Source organism: Rhodothermales bacterium (assembly GCA_017643395.1).
Lineage (GTDB): Bacteria > Bacteroidota > Rhodothermia > Rhodothermales > UBA10348 > JABDJZ01.
This window is the reverse complement of the sequence record JAEPNP010000004.1, coordinates 395772-410991: the sequence shown is the minus strand read 5'-3', so window position 1 is coordinate 410991 and position 15220 is coordinate 395772. Positions and strand designations below refer to the sequence as shown.

At 63.4% G+C, this 15220-nt stretch carries 16 protein-coding genes; 12 read left to right on the top strand and 4 right to left on the bottom strand.

Annotated elements, in window-relative coordinates:
• Positions 1-3: 3 nt before the first annotated feature.
• A complete protein-coding gene (locus JJ896_14445; GenBank protein MBO6780850.1) occupies positions 4-594 on the bottom strand; it encodes a winged helix-turn-helix domain-containing protein in 591 nt (196 codons plus the stop codon).
• A 155-nt stretch (positions 595-749) separates the two neighbouring features.
• Here JJ896_14445 and JJ896_14440 point away from each other — a divergent pair, with 155 nt between their 5' ends.
• The 6 genes from JJ896_14440 to JJ896_14415 all read left to right on the top strand — a co-directional run bounded on the left by JJ896_14440 (position 750) and on the right by JJ896_14415 (position 6564).
• The gene (locus tag JJ896_14440) at positions 750-1898 is read left to right on the top strand and encodes an AraC family transcriptional regulator (GenBank protein MBO6780849.1); all 1149 of its coding nucleotides are present in this window, start codon (positions 750-752) and stop codon (positions 1896-1898) included.
• A gap of 160 nt (positions 1899-2058) precedes the next feature.
• On the top strand, positions 2059-3168 hold the full coding sequence (locus JJ896_14435; protein ID MBO6780848.1) for an SMP-30/gluconolactonase/LRE family protein: 1110 nt from the start codon (positions 2059-2061) through the stop codon (positions 3166-3168).
• A 14-nt stretch (positions 3169-3182) separates the two neighbouring features.
• Positions 3183-4214 (top strand): T9SS type A sorting domain-containing protein, encoded by a 1032-nt coding sequence (locus JJ896_14430; GenBank protein MBO6780847.1) that lies wholly within the window; start codon positions 3183-3185, stop codon positions 4212-4214.
• A gap of 110 nt (positions 4215-4324) precedes the next feature.
• Positions 4325-5413 carry an alpha/beta fold hydrolase gene (locus JJ896_14425; protein MBO6780846.1) on the top strand — a complete coding sequence of 363 codons (1089 nt, stop codon included), beginning with the start codon at positions 4325-4327 and terminating at the stop codon, positions 5411-5413.
• Between the two features lie 3 nt (positions 5414-5416).
• Entirely contained in the window at positions 5417-6289 is an 873-nt protein-coding gene (locus tag JJ896_14420) for an alpha/beta hydrolase (protein MBO6780845.1), read from the top strand.
• Positions 6290-6357: 68 nt separating this feature from the next.
• Entirely contained in the window at positions 6358-6564 is a 207-nt protein-coding gene (locus JJ896_14415; GenBank protein ID MBO6780844.1) for a hypothetical protein, read from the top strand.
• Between the two features lie 22 nt (positions 6565-6586).
• Here JJ896_14415 and JJ896_14410 read toward each other — a convergent pair whose 3' ends face one another.
• The gene (locus tag JJ896_14410) at positions 6587-7669 is read right to left on the bottom strand and encodes a hypothetical protein (protein ID MBO6780843.1); all 1083 of its coding nucleotides are present in this window, start codon (positions 7667-7669) and stop codon (positions 6587-6589) included.
• Between the two features lie 362 nt (positions 7670-8031).
• On the opposite strand from JJ896_14410, the gene JJ896_14405 reads away from it, so the two are divergent.
• The 6 genes from JJ896_14405 to JJ896_14380 all read left to right on the top strand — a co-directional run bounded on the left by JJ896_14405 (position 8032) and on the right by JJ896_14380 (position 12082).
• The gene (locus tag JJ896_14405) at positions 8032-8613 is read left to right on the top strand and encodes a YdeI/OmpD-associated family protein (GenBank protein MBO6780842.1); all 582 of its coding nucleotides are present in this window, start codon (positions 8032-8034) and stop codon (positions 8611-8613) included.
• A 55-nt stretch (positions 8614-8668) separates the two neighbouring features.
• Positions 8669-9601, top strand: coding sequence for a hypothetical protein (locus JJ896_14400; protein MBO6780841.1), 933 nt, complete (start codon positions 8669-8671; stop codon positions 9599-9601).
• Positions 9601-10272 carry an O-methyltransferase gene (locus tag JJ896_14395; protein ID MBO6780840.1) on the top strand — a complete coding sequence of 224 codons (672 nt, stop codon included), beginning with the start codon at positions 9601-9603 and terminating at the stop codon, positions 10270-10272. Before JJ896_14400 ends, JJ896_14395 begins: the two co-directional genes overlap by 1 nt.
• The gene (locus JJ896_14390; GenBank protein ID MBO6780839.1) at positions 10265-10687 is read left to right on the top strand and encodes a hypothetical protein; all 423 of its coding nucleotides are present in this window, start codon (positions 10265-10267) and stop codon (positions 10685-10687) included. Before JJ896_14395 ends, JJ896_14390 begins: the two co-directional genes overlap by 8 nt.
• A 14-nt stretch (positions 10688-10701) precedes the next feature.
• A complete protein-coding gene (locus tag JJ896_14385) occupies positions 10702-11226 on the top strand; it encodes a GrpB family protein (GenBank protein MBO6780838.1) in 525 nt (174 codons plus the stop codon).
• A gap of 226 nt (positions 11227-11452) precedes the next feature.
• Positions 11453-12082: a hypothetical protein gene (locus JJ896_14380; GenBank protein MBO6780837.1), complete on the top strand. Its 630-nt coding sequence runs from the start codon at positions 11453-11455 to the stop codon at positions 12080-12082.
• Positions 12083-12157: 75 nt separating this feature from the next.
• Here the strand turns inward: JJ896_14380 and JJ896_14375 are convergent, their stop codons facing one another.
• Both JJ896_14375 and JJ896_14370 read right to left on the bottom strand, forming a co-directional pair.
• The gene (locus JJ896_14375; protein ID MBO6780836.1) at positions 12158-14743 is read right to left on the bottom strand and encodes an ABC transporter permease; all 2586 of its coding nucleotides are present in this window, start codon (positions 14741-14743) and stop codon (positions 12158-12160) included.
• Positions 14740-15075 carry a PadR family transcriptional regulator gene (locus tag JJ896_14370; protein MBO6780835.1) on the bottom strand — a complete coding sequence of 112 codons (336 nt, stop codon included), beginning with the start codon at positions 15073-15075 and terminating at the stop codon, positions 14740-14742. The genes JJ896_14375 and JJ896_14370 overlap by 4 nt, the downstream gene beginning before the upstream one ends.
• Between the last annotated feature and the right edge of the window lie 145 nt (positions 15076-15220).

The following is a 15220-nucleotide window of genomic DNA, read 5'->3' as shown; positions in this document are numbered from 1 at the left end:
CTCCTACGGTTGAGACCACACCCTGCTCATCACTCCCATCACGATGACCCGGACCGCTTCGTCGGGGTCGAGAAAGACCACGTCCGGCGGGTCTTCAAACGGATCGCCAAGAATCTCGATCGGCGGGTCAAGCGCGCTCTGGGCAAGCTCCTTCGTCTGCCCGGCCATCCAGAGTAGCGGGACCAACACCGCCGCCGCGGCTAACAGCCGAACCGACAGCGGCAGTCTCCGTGCCCACTGCCGAGGTTTGGCCGGACCTCGGGAGACAGGTGCAATCAACCGGTAGCCGACTCTGGGGACGGTTTCGATATATCTCGGAGCCCTGGAATCGTCACCCAGGATCCGACGAAGGCGCGATATCGCCTGATTGAGCGTATCGTCGCTCACCACGACGCCGGTCCAGACCCGGCCCAGCAGCTCTGCACGCTGAAGCGTTTCGCCCGGAGCGTCTGCAAGGCACACCAACAGGTCCATGAGCTTGGGGTCGATGCGCACGCTGCCGGCCCGGTCCACAAGTCGGTGATTGTGCGGCTGTACGCACCATGTGCCGAGCCGCCACTCGGTCTCTCGCTTTTCCAGGGGGCGTGTTCTCATGATTCCTTGGGGCTGGACGCTCTCGGACCGCTACGTCCGGCGCCAGGTGAGGTTGCCCCGCGAAGTCACGCATCTGCCCCTGTACCAGCTTTGGCATTCCGGGCGCAGGGAAAGGCTGGTATCCTCGACACCACATTGCAACGAACCCCAGCCGCGTGTCGACTGCCGATCCCTTCCTGAGCCTCTGGGCCATCCTGTTCAGCTTCTGCGCCTTGCAGGGATTCGTTCTTGCGGGCATCCTCAGCTTCAATCCCGGCAGACAGCCGGCTGCAAACCGGTTTTTGGCCGCCGTGGCGCTGCTCATCGCCGTAATCACGACCGGTTACGTCGTGCAAACGTCCGGGCTCAACCGCTCGCTTTCAGGTCTCGGTTTTCTTCTCGGCCCGTTTTGGCTGCTCCTCGGTCCTGCGCTCTATGCGTACCTGTGGCTCCTCACCGGGCATTCGCTGCGTCTCTCCTGGAGAGTCGCCCTGCAGTTGGTCCCTTTTCTGGTCTATCTGGTGCCCACTCTGCACAGCACGTTTTGGCCACAGCACTTCGCCGCCCTCGGATACGGGAAGTACCTCTACCTCTCGCAGGCAGGAGGCCTGCGTTTCTTCCCGCTGCTCTACACGTACCTCTTCACGATGCAGATGATCGTGTATCTGGGACTCAGCGTGCGGCTTCTGCGTCGGTTCGAGCGGGCCCACCGTGAGAGGTCCTCGGACCACATCGCCCAGTACCTGCTGTGGTTTCGGCGGCTGGTCACTGTTTTTCTGGCCTACATGGCCTACGAGACCGTCTTCTCGCTGCGACTGCTGGTGACGGGCACGGCCGAGGTGCACTACTACTACATCTCCGCGCTCTTCATTTCGTCGTTCCTGCTGTTGATCATCTATACGGCATTCAGGAACCCTCAGGTCTTCCAGTCGCCGCCGCTGCACGGACGGAAGTATGACCGGTCCGCGCTTCCGGAGCCCTATGTGGAACAGAACCTGGCCAAACTGATGGAGCTGATGGAGGAGGAGAAGCCGCACCTCCGCAGCGACCTGAAGTTGTCGGACCTCGCAGACATGCTTGGCATCAGTCGGCATCACGTGACCCAACTGCTAAATCAGCAGGTCGGAAAGTCCTTTCACGCGTTCATCAACGCCTATCGGGTAGAGGAGGCCTGCAGGCGCCTGACCGATCCGAGCTACCGGGACTTCTCGGTGCTGGCCATCGCTCACGATGTCGGATTCAATAGCAAGACATCCTTCAATCGCATCTTCAAGCGACATACCCAGATGACGCCATCGCAATACGCGAGAGTGCGCGCGCGATAGGGTAGTTCTGCATACACACGCGTGCCATCCGCACGGATGCACCGACGAATGCGGCCTGCGCAGCTAGGCTTCGGGACATCGCAAAACCCCGAAAGCCTCTATGCAAAAAAGCTTGCTACTGCGCGTCGTCCTGCCGCTCTTTCTGTTCGCAACATCCCCCATGCCCCTCCTGGCACAGTGGGAAGTCAGCACTCCCGTTCCGTCGGCCAATGGTCTGGACGATGGGATGGTCTTTGATCAATCGGGCAACCTCTACATCTCCCAGTACCAGGGGGCTGTGGTGCGTCGCATCACGCCTGACGGCACTGTGTCGGTCTTCGCGGAGGGCTTCGACACTCCCAACGGACTGGCCGTGGACGGTGCCGGCAATCTCTACGTGGCCAACGTCTTCGGCGGGCGCATCAGTCGTGTGACGCCGGGTGGTACCGTCACCCAGGATTTCATCTCCGTGGCCAACCCCAGCAACGTGCTGTTCAATGCTGCTGGAGACACCCTGTACATCGCCCACTACAGAACCTCGAGGATCAGCAAGGTGGCCATCGCCGACCCGGGCAATGTGACCACCTGGGTTTCCGGCGCGCCCCTGAACGGGCCCATCGGAATGGCCTTCGACGCGGACCGCAATCTGTACGTGGGCAACTACAACAACGGCCGCATTTTCCGGATTTCCCCCGCCGGTGACATCACCGAACTGGCCAGCATCCAGTCGTTTTTGGGATTTCTGGTGCTGTCCAACGGCTTCCTCTATGCGACGAGCTACAACCGGAATGAGGTGTATCGCATCTCGATGGATGGCTCCTCCGTGGAGGTCATCGCCGGGAGCGGCGCCAAGGGGCAGGCGGATGGCGTCGGCACGGCCGCGAGCTTTGACGGCCCAAACGGCATTGTGGCCTCGTCAACGGGCGATACGCTCTATGTCTCCGAGTTCAACACCGGCACGCTGCGCATGCTGGTCTCATCGGTGCCGACCCACGCGGACGCAGCCGAAGTGCCCCGAGGGGGACTGCTGAGCCTGGAGAATTACCCCAATCCGTTCACCGCGTCGACCACGATAACCTACACGCTGGGCGAACCCGGACAGGTATCGGTCGAGATCTACAACATGCTGGGCCAGCGGGTGCGCACGCTCACCGCGCAATCGATTGCCGGGGTGCAGTCCATGCAGTGGGACGGCCGGAATGACGCGGGTCAACGCGTACCTCCGGCGACCTATCTCTATACGATGCGGTCCGGAGATCTCGTAGAGAGTCGGCTCCTTATCCGACGATGATGAGGCGAAGAACCATGACAAGACTCACAATCATCACGCGGCGCCCGACTTGCACCGGACTCCTGGTCCTTGTGGTCGGGATGGTCATCCTGGCCCCTCCGGCGGACGCGCAAACGCGCATCAACGGCACGATGCCCTTCGAGGGTGATCCGGCCAAGAAATATTCGGTCTACGTCCCGTCTGCGTACACAGAAGGAACTCCGAACAAGCTCATCATCGCGTTCCATCCACTGCACAACTTCTGGGGCAACTCCACGCAGTGGTGCACGACGCTGACGGATTTCGCCGAGTCCAACAACCTGCTCATGCTGTGCCCTGATGGCGGAGCGAACGGGCGTGTGGACGACCCCATCGACAAGGCCTTTTCGACCGCCTTGCTGGACTCGATGGAGACCTGGTACACCGTCGACCTCGACAAGGAGTTTGTGCTGGGGTTCTCCTGGGGAGGCCGGGCGGCCTACACGTACGGGCTTGCCAATGCCGACAGGTTTGCCGGCATCATGACCATCGGCGCCTTTGTGCAGGGCCTCAACCAGGTCAGCCAGGCCTTGCTTGACAACGCGTCGGGCATGCCCTTCTACATCATGCACGGAGACAGCGACGGTGTGGTCAATCTCGCCACCGGATTCTTTCCGATCCGCGATGCGCTTGTCCAGGCGGGTGCCGTGGTCAACTCTCTGGTCCTGGAGGGCGTTACACACACCATCGATTTCGCCAACAGGAATCAGATCCTGACGGATGCGTTTGCCTGGCTGGACACGACCAGCAGCGGTACGCAGATCGGTCTTGAGGCTGAAGAGCTTCCTCGCCCGGAGCGCTACACCGTCTACCCAAACCCAGCCGACTCGGTGGTCCGCGTCGACCTCCCCGCACCTGCCGGTCCCGTCACCGCAGAGCTCTTCGATTTGCTGGGACGCCGTGTGGCCACGCACTTGATCGACGGTGACGCGCTGCAACTTGATGTGGGGTTCCTGACTTCGGGAGTGTACTCGCTGCGGCTGGTTGGTGACGGAGTGCTCGGCTGGACCACGGTCGTGGTGCGATAGGCCTGCCCGGGTGAAAGGTGATTTGTCAGGGTTTTGTCAGATGATTGTCACCGCAATTGCCAGGTGCAGGGCCAAGATTGGGGGCCCCTTGCACTTGACGCGTCATCACCATGACTCTGGTCCGCCTCTTGCCGGCGTTCGCTCTATGCATCACAAGCCTGGTGCCGGCCGCCTGCGCCGCGCAGGATCCTCCGGCGGAGTTCTCCAGCATCGAGGTCCGGATAGAAACTCAGAATCCGGATACGCGGCTGGCGGGCACATTGAGCCTTCCGCCCGGGTCAGGTCCGTATCCCGCGGCACTCCTGATAACCGGCGACGGCGAGCATACTCGCGATCAGGTGATCTCCGGTACGCCCATGTTCAGGCAGATTGCAGAGCACCTGACCCGCAGCGGGATCGCGGTGCTGCGGGTCGACGACCGAGGCGTCGGTGCGTCCACCGGGCCCAGCGTGGAAGAAGCCACGCTGCTGGAGCGTGCTGCGGACATGCGCGCTTGCGTTCGCTTTCTGCGGGAGCGGCCGGAGATCGACGCTGGTCGCATCGGTCTGGTAGGGCACAGCGCCGGAGCGATCGTAGGGCCCATGCTGGCCGCCGAGGACACCACCCTGCACTTCCTGGTCCTACTGGCACCCACCGCGATCCCGGGCGGTGCCGTCTGGATGGCGCAGCAAGTAGCCAACCTCAAGCGGCTAGGCGCTGCGCCGGAGGTGATCCCAGCCGTCGAGGGGGAGCTTCGGCGCGTGGTTGATCTCATCCGGGACGACTACTCAGACGATGCCTCGTTTTATGCGATCGGTCATGACTTCGTGGCGGCGCATGGGGTAGAGCGTGATCAAATCACCGATGGGATGGTCGATCAACTCCTGGGGGGCCTGAGATCGGAGGCGCATCGGTTCTTCTTCACCTACGATCCGGGTGAAACGCTTGGTCGCGTGCATATGCCGACTCTTGTGTTGGTGGGGTCCCGGGACGGCCAAGTGGTGCCGAATGCGCATCTGGGTCCGCTCACGGAGGCGCTGCTCGCAGCCGGAAACGCTGATTTCAGCGTCAATGTCCTGCCGGAGCAGGACCACTTCTTCCTGGAATATCAGGGGCGCCGCCTGGACCAACATCAATTCGGCGAGATGCAGGTTGCGCCGGCACTCCTGAATCACATGACGGGCTGGATCCTTGCCCGGGTGTCCGGAAGGGCAGGGTAGGCGATGAGCGACCAGACCATGACACTGTCCGATGGGCGCGCGCTGGCGTATCAGACGCTCGGTGATCCCGCAGGCGACCCGTTGTTCTTCTTCCATGGCACGCCGGGCTCTCGATTGGGCTTCAGCCAGGAAGACCGCATCGCCCAGATGCCGGGCATCTGTCTGGTGCTTCCCGACCGACCCGGCTACGGACTTTCCGATCCCCATCCCGGGCGCACCCTTCTGGACTGGGCCGAGGATGTGCGCGAACTGGCCGACCATCTTGGGTACACGTCCTTCCTGGTGGGAGGGGAGTCAGGCGGAGGGCCGCATGCGCTGGCGTGCGCCTACCGGCTGGCGGATCGGGTGACAAAAGCGGTGATCCTGAGTTCGCCATGCCCGGCGAACCTGCCGGGTGCCACCAGCGGAGCCAAGTTGGGCAGCAGGCTGGGACTCTGGTTGGACCGCGTGGCCCCCGGGCTGGCCAAACGATTGGTCGAGAGCTACGCCGCGAGTTTCAAGAGAAACCCGGACGGTTTCATAAACATGCTTTCCAGGCGGATGGCCGAACCGGATCGGGCGATGCTGGCAGATGGCGCTGTTCGGGCAGCGATCAAGCGCGATCTGGCCGAGGCGTACCGACAAGGCGGGCAGGCCAACGCCCAGGATGGCAGATTGGCCATGGCAAACCACGACTGGGGGTTCAGCCTGCGTGAGATCCCGGTTCCGGTTTTCTCGTGGCACGGCAGGGAGGACACGCTCGTGTCGGTACACATGGCGGCCCATCTCGCTCTGGAAATTCCCTGCTGTCGGGCTCGGATCGTCGATGGCCTTGGCCACCTGCTTGCCGCCAGGCCGTCTATTGTGGAGCAGATAGAGACGGCCCTGCGTTCGTAGCGACTTTCGTCGCGCCTCCGGAGGTCGATACGAGAGGAACTACCTCGATCCGATCAGCGACAAGGACCATGACCACTGCAAAAGCACTGCGCGCGACAGGTTGGCTGCTTGCCCCCGGCGTAGCCTACCTCGCCTTCGGGACGATTTACCACCTGAGCAATCCGGCCGGCAGTCAGCACCTCGTATCCTACCTCGGCTTTCTGATGGTATCGGTCACGTGTGCCATGGTGCTGTTCGGTCTCGCCGCGTTGATTCAGCAGAGCGCGCAGAAGTAGCACTCTTGCGCGGTCGATGGGCTCAGTGCCCGAGCACCAGCGGCTCGATGGTCGAGCCGTACCGGATGAAGTAGACTCCGGGGGCGATGTGTCCCGGCACGTGCCACGAAGTGCCGGCCCCAACCCGGCCGAGTAGGCGACCGAGCGGATCGAAGACCGTGGCCGGTCCTTCGCAGAGCAGTCGCACCATTCGGGCACGCAGTTCGACGCACGATGAGCGCCGGGGGAGTTCTTGCCGTACGCCGACAGACTGTTCGTACCAGGCGTCCAGGAAGTTCGCGACGGCCTCAGCGACATCGGTCGCGAGGCGGGCGATGCTGGCCTCGGAGTCTCGAGCGCCCGGAAAGTGGGCCTCGAGTTGAACGGCGTCCACCTGCCCGCCGTCCCGTGAGCCGTGACGTCGAGTGATGTAGCCCCCGGAAAAGAAGGCTTCTCCTTCCGCGGGGGCGGGGTCTGTGGCAGAGGGTGTCGCGGGCACGCCCTCGCGCACGAGCAACTCACCCAGGCTTTCCTGGCCCCTGATCAGTGCCGATGGGGCTGCGGACGACCGGGCAAGCAGCGCAAGCATGCTGGTCTGCGCACCGCGGGCGTCCAGTGCGGCATCGCTCTCCCGGAGCGCACTCGCCGACAGCAGGTAGCCCAGCTCAAACCGGGGATTGGCGTGGCCATGACCGTGCAGGTCCAGTACCAGGCCGTATCCCCACTCGGCCACGGCCACATCGGAGGCGACCTCCAGGGCATCGTGATAGGTCTGCCACGCCACTTCCGCCCAGGGATCGCCATCGGCTGCCTCCACGATCTCGCGGTTGGCATCCAGCTTGGTGCGAGCCAGCAGGTTAATGACTACGTGGGGGCGTACCCCGGTGCGCATCGCCAGTTCATCAGCGAGCGCCCGGGCCCACTCTTGCGTCCTGGAATCTCGCACCGTCACGCAACCGGCACAGGAACGGTCGGCGAGGGAGTCGGGCGTTAGGTACCCACCGTGGGGGGCGGAGATGATGACGGCACTCTCCCCGGCCTGCACTTCGACGAAGGGCTGGGCCTGGGCGCCGGCCGCCGCGGCCAGGGCCAGCGCGAGGATTGTGGCCGATAGGACCCGGGTCATGCAGTGAAGCTCTGCGCAACCGGCGCTTCGGGTCAAGCGGGAGCTCCGGTTTTGGGTCGGTTCGGCGCCCGATGTGGAATACAGGGGTCCGATTCTACGTGGCCTCCGTCCGCGTCGTGGCCGAAGTCGAATATCGGGCCGGATTCCACATCGGAGCCTTCGGAGACGGCACCAAGGTGTAGTGGCGGGACCGGATTCCATGTCGCGGCGATTTCGGTGAGCGCCAGCGCCGCTGCGGCCGGCGAGGCCTGCCGCAGACTCCAGCGCCGGCCGGCCAGGCGTGCCACAGACTCCAGCGCCGCCCCGCGCCATTGCGCCAAGCCGCCGGGTGTGCTAGGCTGCCACCTCCCCAGAGCAGCCAAATGTCCGCAACCGACCCGACATTCTTCCCAACCCCGGCCGACTTCCGCGCATGGCTCGAAGCCAACCACGCCAACGAAGACCACCTCTGGGTCGGCTACTACAAGAAGGCCACCGGCAAACCCTCTGTCACCTGGGAGGACACCGTCGACGAAGCCCTTTGCTTCGGCTGGATTGACGGCATCCGCAAGTCGCGCGACAGCGAGAGCTACATCATCCGTTTTACGCCCCGCAAGCGCAAGAGCGTGTGGAGTCAGCGCAACATTGACCAAGTTGAGAGGCTCAAGAAGGAGGGGCGCATGAGGCCCGAGGGTCTCGCGGCGTACGCGTACAAGGACCTGCACCCGGACAGTGGATACCGGGTCAAGGACCTCACCGCCGACCTGACACCGGATATGATCACGCGCTTCAAGGCCGCGAAAGGCGCCTGGGAATTCTACCAGGCTCAGCCAGACGGGTATCGGGTAAAGACTGCCCGATGGGTGATGGCGGCCAAGCGGGAGGCGACGCGCGAGAGCAGGCTCGCAACGCTCATGGAGGACTCCGGCAACGGCCTCCGCATCAAGCAGCTGCGTCGGGGATGACACGACTCGGCGAGATGCCTACCATGCGTGCTGAACCGACCCTCGTCTCGCCAAGATGAAGTACCTCCTCAACTCGCTGTTCATCCTGATCGCAGGCCTCGTCGCCGCCGGCTGTGCGGGCCAGGCCTCGTCAGGCGAAGGCTCCACCTACAAGGTCTACTACCTCGGTGGCCAATCGAACATGGAGGGCTTCGGATACAACGCCGACCTGCCGGACGGCATGAAGACCCCATCGTCCGAGGTGATGATCTACGCGGGGCAGATGGCCTCGGATAACGATACGACCGGCGGAGTGGGCGTCTGGCAACCGCTGGAGCCCGGATTCGGCACCGGCTTCCGGTCCGACGGCATCAGCAACGCGCTATCGGACCGATTCGGGCCGGAACTGTACTTCGGCCACACCATGGCCGAGCGCTCGCACGCAAAAATCGCTCTCATCAAGTATGCGCTTGGGGGCTCGGGGCTGGCCGATGGGGTCGGCTTCGGCAATTGGCATCCGGACTTCTCCGATGGGGCCGGACTGAACCAGTACGACCACGCGCTCAAAACCCTTCGAAACGCGTTTTCCCACAGCGATGTCGACGGCGACGGGTTGCCCGATCGCCTCATCCCCTCAGGCATTCTCTGGATGCAGGGGGAAGCGGACGCCTATGACAGCCAGCAGGCGGCTGATGCCTACCGCGACAACATCGCCCGCCTGATGGACCTCCTGCGGGCGGCACTCCGGGTCGACGACCTTCCGGTGGTCATCGGAAAGATCACGGACTCAGGCATGGCCGATGACGGCACGGTGATGGATTACATCGGCACGGTGCAGCAAGCCCAACAGGATTGGGTCGAAAACGACGCGTGCGCCGCCTACATGACGGACACGGATGGCTATGCCTATCTCGACGACGGTTGGCACTATGACTCCGACGGGTTCGTGGCGATGGGAACGGCATTCGCCGAAGCCATGCTCGCGCTGGAGGCGCGTTGCGGACCCTGATGCGCGAGCAATGGCATCACATTGATCTCGCCCTGGAGAGACTCTTCGTCGCGCCGGACCCGTCGCTGGAAGCGTGCCTCAGGCGCAGCGCAGAAGCCGGTCTTCCGGAGATTGCCGTTTCTCCGAACCTCGGTAAACTGCTCACCCTCATGGTCCGCATTTCGGGCGCTCGGCGCGTGCTCGAAATCGGCACGCTTGGAGGCTACAGCACCATCTGGCTCGCAAAGGGTCTTCCGGCCGATGGGCACATCACGAGTCTGGAGCTGGAGGAATCCCACGCCGCGGTCGCGCGCGAAAACCTGAAGGCCGCCGGCTTTGATCACCTGACGAACATCCGCGTCGGCCCGGCCTCCGAGACCCTCCGCGCTTTCCAGAGCGAAGAGGCCGAACCCTACGACCTGATCTTCCTGGACGCCGACAAGAAAGGCTATCCCGACTATCTGGCAGCGAGCCTCGAACTCTCCCGACCAGGCACGCTCATCATTGCCGACAACATCGTCAAGGGCGGGGCCGTATTCGACGAAACGGAGTCCGACCCCGACCTGGATGGACTGCGCACCTTCCTGAAGGACGTGGCCGACAATCCATTGCTGGACGCTGCTGGCATTCAGACCGTCGGCAGCAAGGGATACGATGGACTCGCCATCGCGCGGGTTGTGGAGCATGAGTGACTCCTTCATCGCATCCCTCCAGGCGGTCGAGAGCGCGTTCCGCTCTGCGCCGCCGGACCTGCTCGAGATCATGCTCGAGGTCCGCGGACTGGCGTTCGGCGTGAAGCCCTGGGCCGAAGAGCGCATCCGACGCACGGGCATCACGCTGTTCGACCCGAAAAAGGGTGGCACAGTCACGGGCGGTATCTGCTTCGTGGACATCCACAACGGCTTTGTCCGGGTGCGATTCGGGCGCGGGGTGTTTCTGGACGATCCGTGCGACCTGCTCCAGGGTGATCAGAAGTACATGCGCTTCATGGACCTGCATTCGTTTGACGACACGCCCTGGGAGGAGCTCGAGCGCCTGCTTCAGCAATCGGCGCATCTGGATGAAGGGAAGGTGCGGCGGTCCCACCTGTGGCCCCGGCATTCGTAGGTGCCGCAGCCCGCATGGCTTACTCTAGACACATTGTGCCCTACCAGTCGGCGTGGCCTGAGCGGTTTGCGGAGCTGGCCGGATACCTCGGTCGATTTCTGCCTGAGGGCTCGCGCGTGCACCACATTGGGTCCACGTCCATCCCCGGGATGCCGGCAAAGGATATCGTGGACGTCCACGTCGAGCACCAGAGCGGAGGCCTGGAGTCCGTGACCGCAGCGCTGGAGCAGGCCGGGTATCGGCATCACGGGGATCAGGGGATCCCCGGTCGAGAAGTGTTCAAACCGGAGGCAGCGGCTGCGGTGGCCGCACTCCCAAGGCATCACCTCTACGCTTCGGAAGCCGGAGCGGAGGAGTTGCGGCGCCACCTCGCGTTCAGGGACTACCTGCGTGCACACCCGGATCGGGCAGATTGGCTGGCCGAGCAGAAACTCCGGGCGGACGGGGCCTCAGGCAGCAAGGACGAGTATATCGAGAGAAAGGCTGACGCGTACGCGACGATCGCGCGGGAAGCACGCGGTGTAGAGAAGCCGCGCTGAGCACCTCATTTGGCTCGAGGAGTTAGGTTTGCCTCGATCCACTTGCCCAGGGCGGTCTCGTCAACGGTTCCCGCTGCCAGGCCTTCGATCATCGTGACCGTTTCGATCTCCCCAGGCGCGAATCGGAACCAGTTCATGAACAGGAAGGCCCTGATGGCCAGGAGAGCGCTTCGTTTGTTGAATTGGCTGGCTTTATCAAAGTTAAACTTGTCGGTTCCAGCGGCCGTTGAAGCCCCCCAAACTCCTGCATCCCATCGCCCTGCGCTTCCTGCTGATCATCGCAACTCTCTGCCTCGGCGCCACCCACGTCCAGGCGCAATCAGGCCCAGAGTTAGGCGCCAGCGTCGGGCTGCTGCGGCCATCAATCACCCCGTACTCCGCGGTCCTCCATCCGGAGGTAGTGGCTAGCGTTCCCATCGGTCACCTGGGCGCTGCACGCAATGCATCCCTTGCCTTCGCCATGGGGTTCTGGGCCGGCGGACCGAGCAGTGAGCAGTGCCTGCACTGTTCGTCGTACGACTACCGGGCCTGGACGATCGGAGCGCAGCTGCAGGCAATAACAGGGCGTATGCCGCTACCGCTTCGTTACTTCGCGGGCGTTGGCACCCACCGTATGCGCGCACGATACCAATCTGGTCCATGGAGAGCAGAGTCCGACGAGTTGGACTTCGCTTCTACGGTTACCCGCCTGGAAGCCGGGGCATCGTTGCTGGTCCCCCTGTCGCGTCGAATTCAGCTCGAGGGAGGCATGGAATTGCCGTTCCGGCTGAGTCAGCAGAACTGGGGGAGGTCCCCGTTCAGTGGCGCACTGCGATTCGGGTTCGCCTATCATTTCGCGAAGCCGTGCTCGCAGTAAGGGCGCTCATCGCGATAGCTGCCCTGCCGCACGACCACGGCTGAAGCCCTGGGACCCGCCTTCCGCCTGACGCGGCTACTCGGTCCGCAAACTGACCACAGGATCGCGCCGGGCGGCCGAGAACGCCTGGTACGCAACAGTACCGCCGGCAATCACCAACGCGCCGATGCCAGCCACGAGAAACAGCCCGACGCCCAACTCTGTGTGGAACGCGAATCGGTCCAGCCAGCGCGACATCGCCACGTAGCTCACGGGCACTGCAAGTACAAAAGCCACCACCACCAGGGAGAGAAGCTCCCGTCCCAGGAGCCCCAGAATCTGGCCCTGAGTAGCGCCCAGCACCTTGCGAATTCCGATCTCCCGAATGCGGCGTTCCGCTGTGAAGGCAGCCAGTCCAAGCAGGCCAAGGCAGGCAATCAGCACCGTCAGCAGCGCAGATGCTGCAATCAGGCGGGCACTGGTTCGTTCGGTCTCATACTGTCCGGCCAGCTGCTCGTCCAGGAAGCTGTAGCTGAACGGCTGATTGACCGCAATCGCATCCCAGGTCTCCCGTGCGTGTGACAGCGCCTCAGAAACCGCGGCCCGATCCACACGCAACGCCAGGTGTGCGCCGGTCCGCGCCGGAAACAGCAGCATCGGGGTAATCGGTTCGTGAAGCGACTTGACGTGGTAATCACGGAGCACGCCAACGACATGCGCATCTGAGCCGCCGCCCCACGATACGCGTCGTCCCAATGCTTCTTCGGGGCCTCCCCATCCGAACCGGGCCAGGGCGGTCTCATTCACAACCACCGCCGAGGAGTCCGCCTCGCGCCCAGTAAGGAAGCGGCCGGCAGCCAGCTCGAGGCCCAGGGCCGCCGCGTAGTCCGCGTCTGTGTTGATTCCGCCCATCATGGCAGTTTCCCCATCGCCCGCGCCTTCCCAATAGACATTTCCGGTCGGGAAGGTGCCGCCGGGGATGGACGAAGCCGCACTGGCTCGCGATATGGACGCGTGCCGAGTCAGCTCACCCTTGAAGGCCTCCATGCTCCGGGTTACTTCAGGGTCTCGAATCTCAAGGACGAGCACGGCTTCCTGATCAAATCCCAGGCGTGCACGCTCGACGTACTCCAACTGACGGGCGATGACGATTGCGCTGACAATGAGCACGATCGACATCGTGAACTGGAACACCACCAGCGACCGTCTGAGTCGGGCATTTCCGGAGGTGTCGCCGCCGCGCACGAGGCTAAGCAGCTGCGCCGAGGACATCACCACAGACGGGTAGGTCCCGGCCAGCAGGCCGACTCCGACCAGAATCAGGACTGCCCAGAGCAGCATCTCCGGAGCCAGCAACGACGCTGGCGTGAGCGAAAGGCCGACCATGTCCTGCAGCACGGGCACGGCCAGCCAGGCAACGCAAAGCGCCAGAACGGAGGCCACGGTCACGAGGGCGAGGGACTCGCCGAGGAATTGCAGCGCTACCTGAGAGCGAGACGCGCCGAGGACTTTTCGAACGCCAACTTCTCGCGCCCGCACGCTGGCTCGGGCGGTGGCGAGATTGGTGTAGTTGATGCAGGCCAGGAGCACCAGCAGCAGCGCAATCGACGCCAGGATGTAGACGTAGTTGATGTCGCTCACCGGGCCGATCTGGCCGTCCACGGAGGAGTGCAGGTAGATGTCCCGCACCGGCTCGAGAAAGAGGGAGGCCGTGAGCTCGTCGGTCTCGCGCTCCAGAAAATCGGTGAGCTTGGGGGCCACGCTCTCCGGCAAAACAAACGGCTCCAGCCGGACATAGGTGCGATACGCATTGAAGCCCCAGGACGTCACGGCCCCGGGCCAGAGCATGTCCGGAATCGTGGAGAAGGAGGCCAGGAAGTCCCACGTCAGATGCGATCGTTGCTCCGACGGCTGTACCACGCCAGTGACCACCAATTCGCGGTCGCCACTGAACAGCAGCCGCTGGCCCAGCGCGGGCTCGTCTCCGAAGTAGACAGCGGCCTTCTCGGTTGTCAAGACGACCGAGTTCGGGGTTTGCAATGCGCCTGCCGCTGAGCCCTCCACGAACTCGCCCTGGAAGAACTCAAAGTGGTTTGCGTCTGCGAACAGGAAGCCGTGTTCAATGGAGCCGATGTCGCCCTGCGAGATGAACGGCGTGTTCCAGTAGCGGAAGACCCTTGTCGAGGAAGCGACCTCGGGAAGCAGTTCGACCAGTCTTGGGCCGGTTGGCCCGGAAGTCGATGCCTGGGTGGGCTGCTCGCCGCCGCGTACAACGCGGTAGGTCCTGTCTACCTCCGGCAGGTGCGCATCGACAGCGATCTCATTGAGCACATGTCGCACCAACAGCAGACAGCACGCAATGCTCACTGTCAGTCCAAGAAGGTTGGATGCGGTAAGCCAGCGGCTTCGTCGCAGGCTTCGCACAGCGGTGATCAGGAAGTCGCGGAGCATGATCGGACGGGGGATGCGGGCATCGCGCTCGGCATCGCGCCACGCAGTGTTCAGGGAAATGCTGATGAGGTCGCGCCAGTAGCCTCGACGGGCCTCCCTGATTCCGATGCGCTCGCAGCGTCGCTCGAACGCCTCCAGGAGGTCCCGTTCGACCTGGTCGGTGTCCACCGGATGTCGGCCAACAGTCAGGAGGCGAAAAAGCCAGCCACCGGCTTTCGAGGGGTGCGTCATGAGAGGATCCAGGCGGGTCTTCCGCTCACTTCCTGCCACAGGCGGTTTCGCGTCTGGCGCACCAGGTACAGGGCCTCCTTGCCGCTGGGAGTGACCGTATACATTCGCTTGCGCTTGCCGCCGCGCTGCGGGGTGGACGGGCCCATCTCCGAAGTGAGGAAGCCTTTGTCCTTCAGGCGCCGCAAGGCCGTGTAGATGGCTCCAAGCGCTGCCATTCGGCCGGCATGCTGTTCAATGCGCTCCTGGATCGAGACCGTGTAGGCATCACCTCCCAGCCCATGGGCGGCCAACAGCACCAGCTCCTCAAACTCGCCTAGTGGGGACTTTTCCATGACGGGCGATACGGTTGCGATTGATAATGTTGCAATTGTAGTAAAAATAACTCTCTTCCGGCCCTTCGACTAGATTCACCCATGACCGCGGAAGGGCCGCGGGACACCCACTTGCAACCCGTGTGAACGACCCCGTCCTGCTCCC

What these genes read in the sequence shown, in the direction of transcription:
- JJ896_14445 (MBO6780850.1), bottom strand. Translation starts at nt 594, where the DNA reads ATGAGAACACGCCCCCTGGAAAAGCGAGAGACCGAGTGGCGGCTCGGC.
- JJ896_14435 (MBO6780848.1), top strand. Translation starts at nt 2,059, where the DNA reads ATGCCCCTCCTGGCACAGTGGGAAGTCAGCACTCCCGTTCCGTCGGCC.
- JJ896_14430 (MBO6780847.1), top strand. Translation starts at nt 3,183, where the DNA reads ATGACAAGACTCACAATCATCACGCGGCGCCCGACTTGCACCGGACTC.
- JJ896_14425 (MBO6780846.1), top strand. Translation starts at nt 4,325, where the DNA reads ATGACTCTGGTCCGCCTCTTGCCGGCGTTCGCTCTATGCATCACAAGC.
- JJ896_14420 (MBO6780845.1), top strand. Translation starts at nt 5,417, where the DNA reads ATGAGCGACCAGACCATGACACTGTCCGATGGGCGCGCGCTGGCGTAT.
- JJ896_14415 (MBO6780844.1), top strand. Translation starts at nt 6,358, where the DNA reads ATGACCACTGCAAAAGCACTGCGCGCGACAGGTTGGCTGCTTGCCCCC.
- JJ896_14410 (MBO6780843.1), bottom strand. Translation starts at nt 7,669, where the DNA reads ATGACCCGGGTCCTATCGGCCACAATCCTCGCGCTGGCCCTGGCCGCG.
- JJ896_14405 (MBO6780842.1), top strand. Translation starts at nt 8,032, where the DNA reads ATGTCCGCAACCGACCCGACATTCTTCCCAACCCCGGCCGACTTCCGC.
- JJ896_14400 (MBO6780841.1), top strand. Translation starts at nt 8,669, where the DNA reads ATGAAGTACCTCCTCAACTCGCTGTTCATCCTGATCGCAGGCCTCGTC.
- JJ896_14395 (MBO6780840.1), top strand. Translation starts at nt 9,601, where the DNA reads ATGCGCGAGCAATGGCATCACATTGATCTCGCCCTGGAGAGACTCTTC.
- JJ896_14390 (MBO6780839.1), top strand. Translation starts at nt 10,265, where the DNA reads ATGAGTGACTCCTTCATCGCATCCCTCCAGGCGGTCGAGAGCGCGTTC.
- JJ896_14385 (MBO6780838.1), top strand. Translation starts at nt 10,702, where the DNA reads ATGGCTTACTCTAGACACATTGTGCCCTACCAGTCGGCGTGGCCTGAG.
- JJ896_14375 (MBO6780836.1), bottom strand. Translation starts at nt 14,743, where the DNA reads ATGACGCACCCCTCGAAAGCCGGTGGCTGGCTTTTTCGCCTCCTGACT.
- JJ896_14370 (MBO6780835.1), bottom strand. Translation starts at nt 15,075, where the DNA reads ATGGAAAAGTCCCCACTAGGCGAGTTTGAGGAGCTGGTGCTGTTGGCC.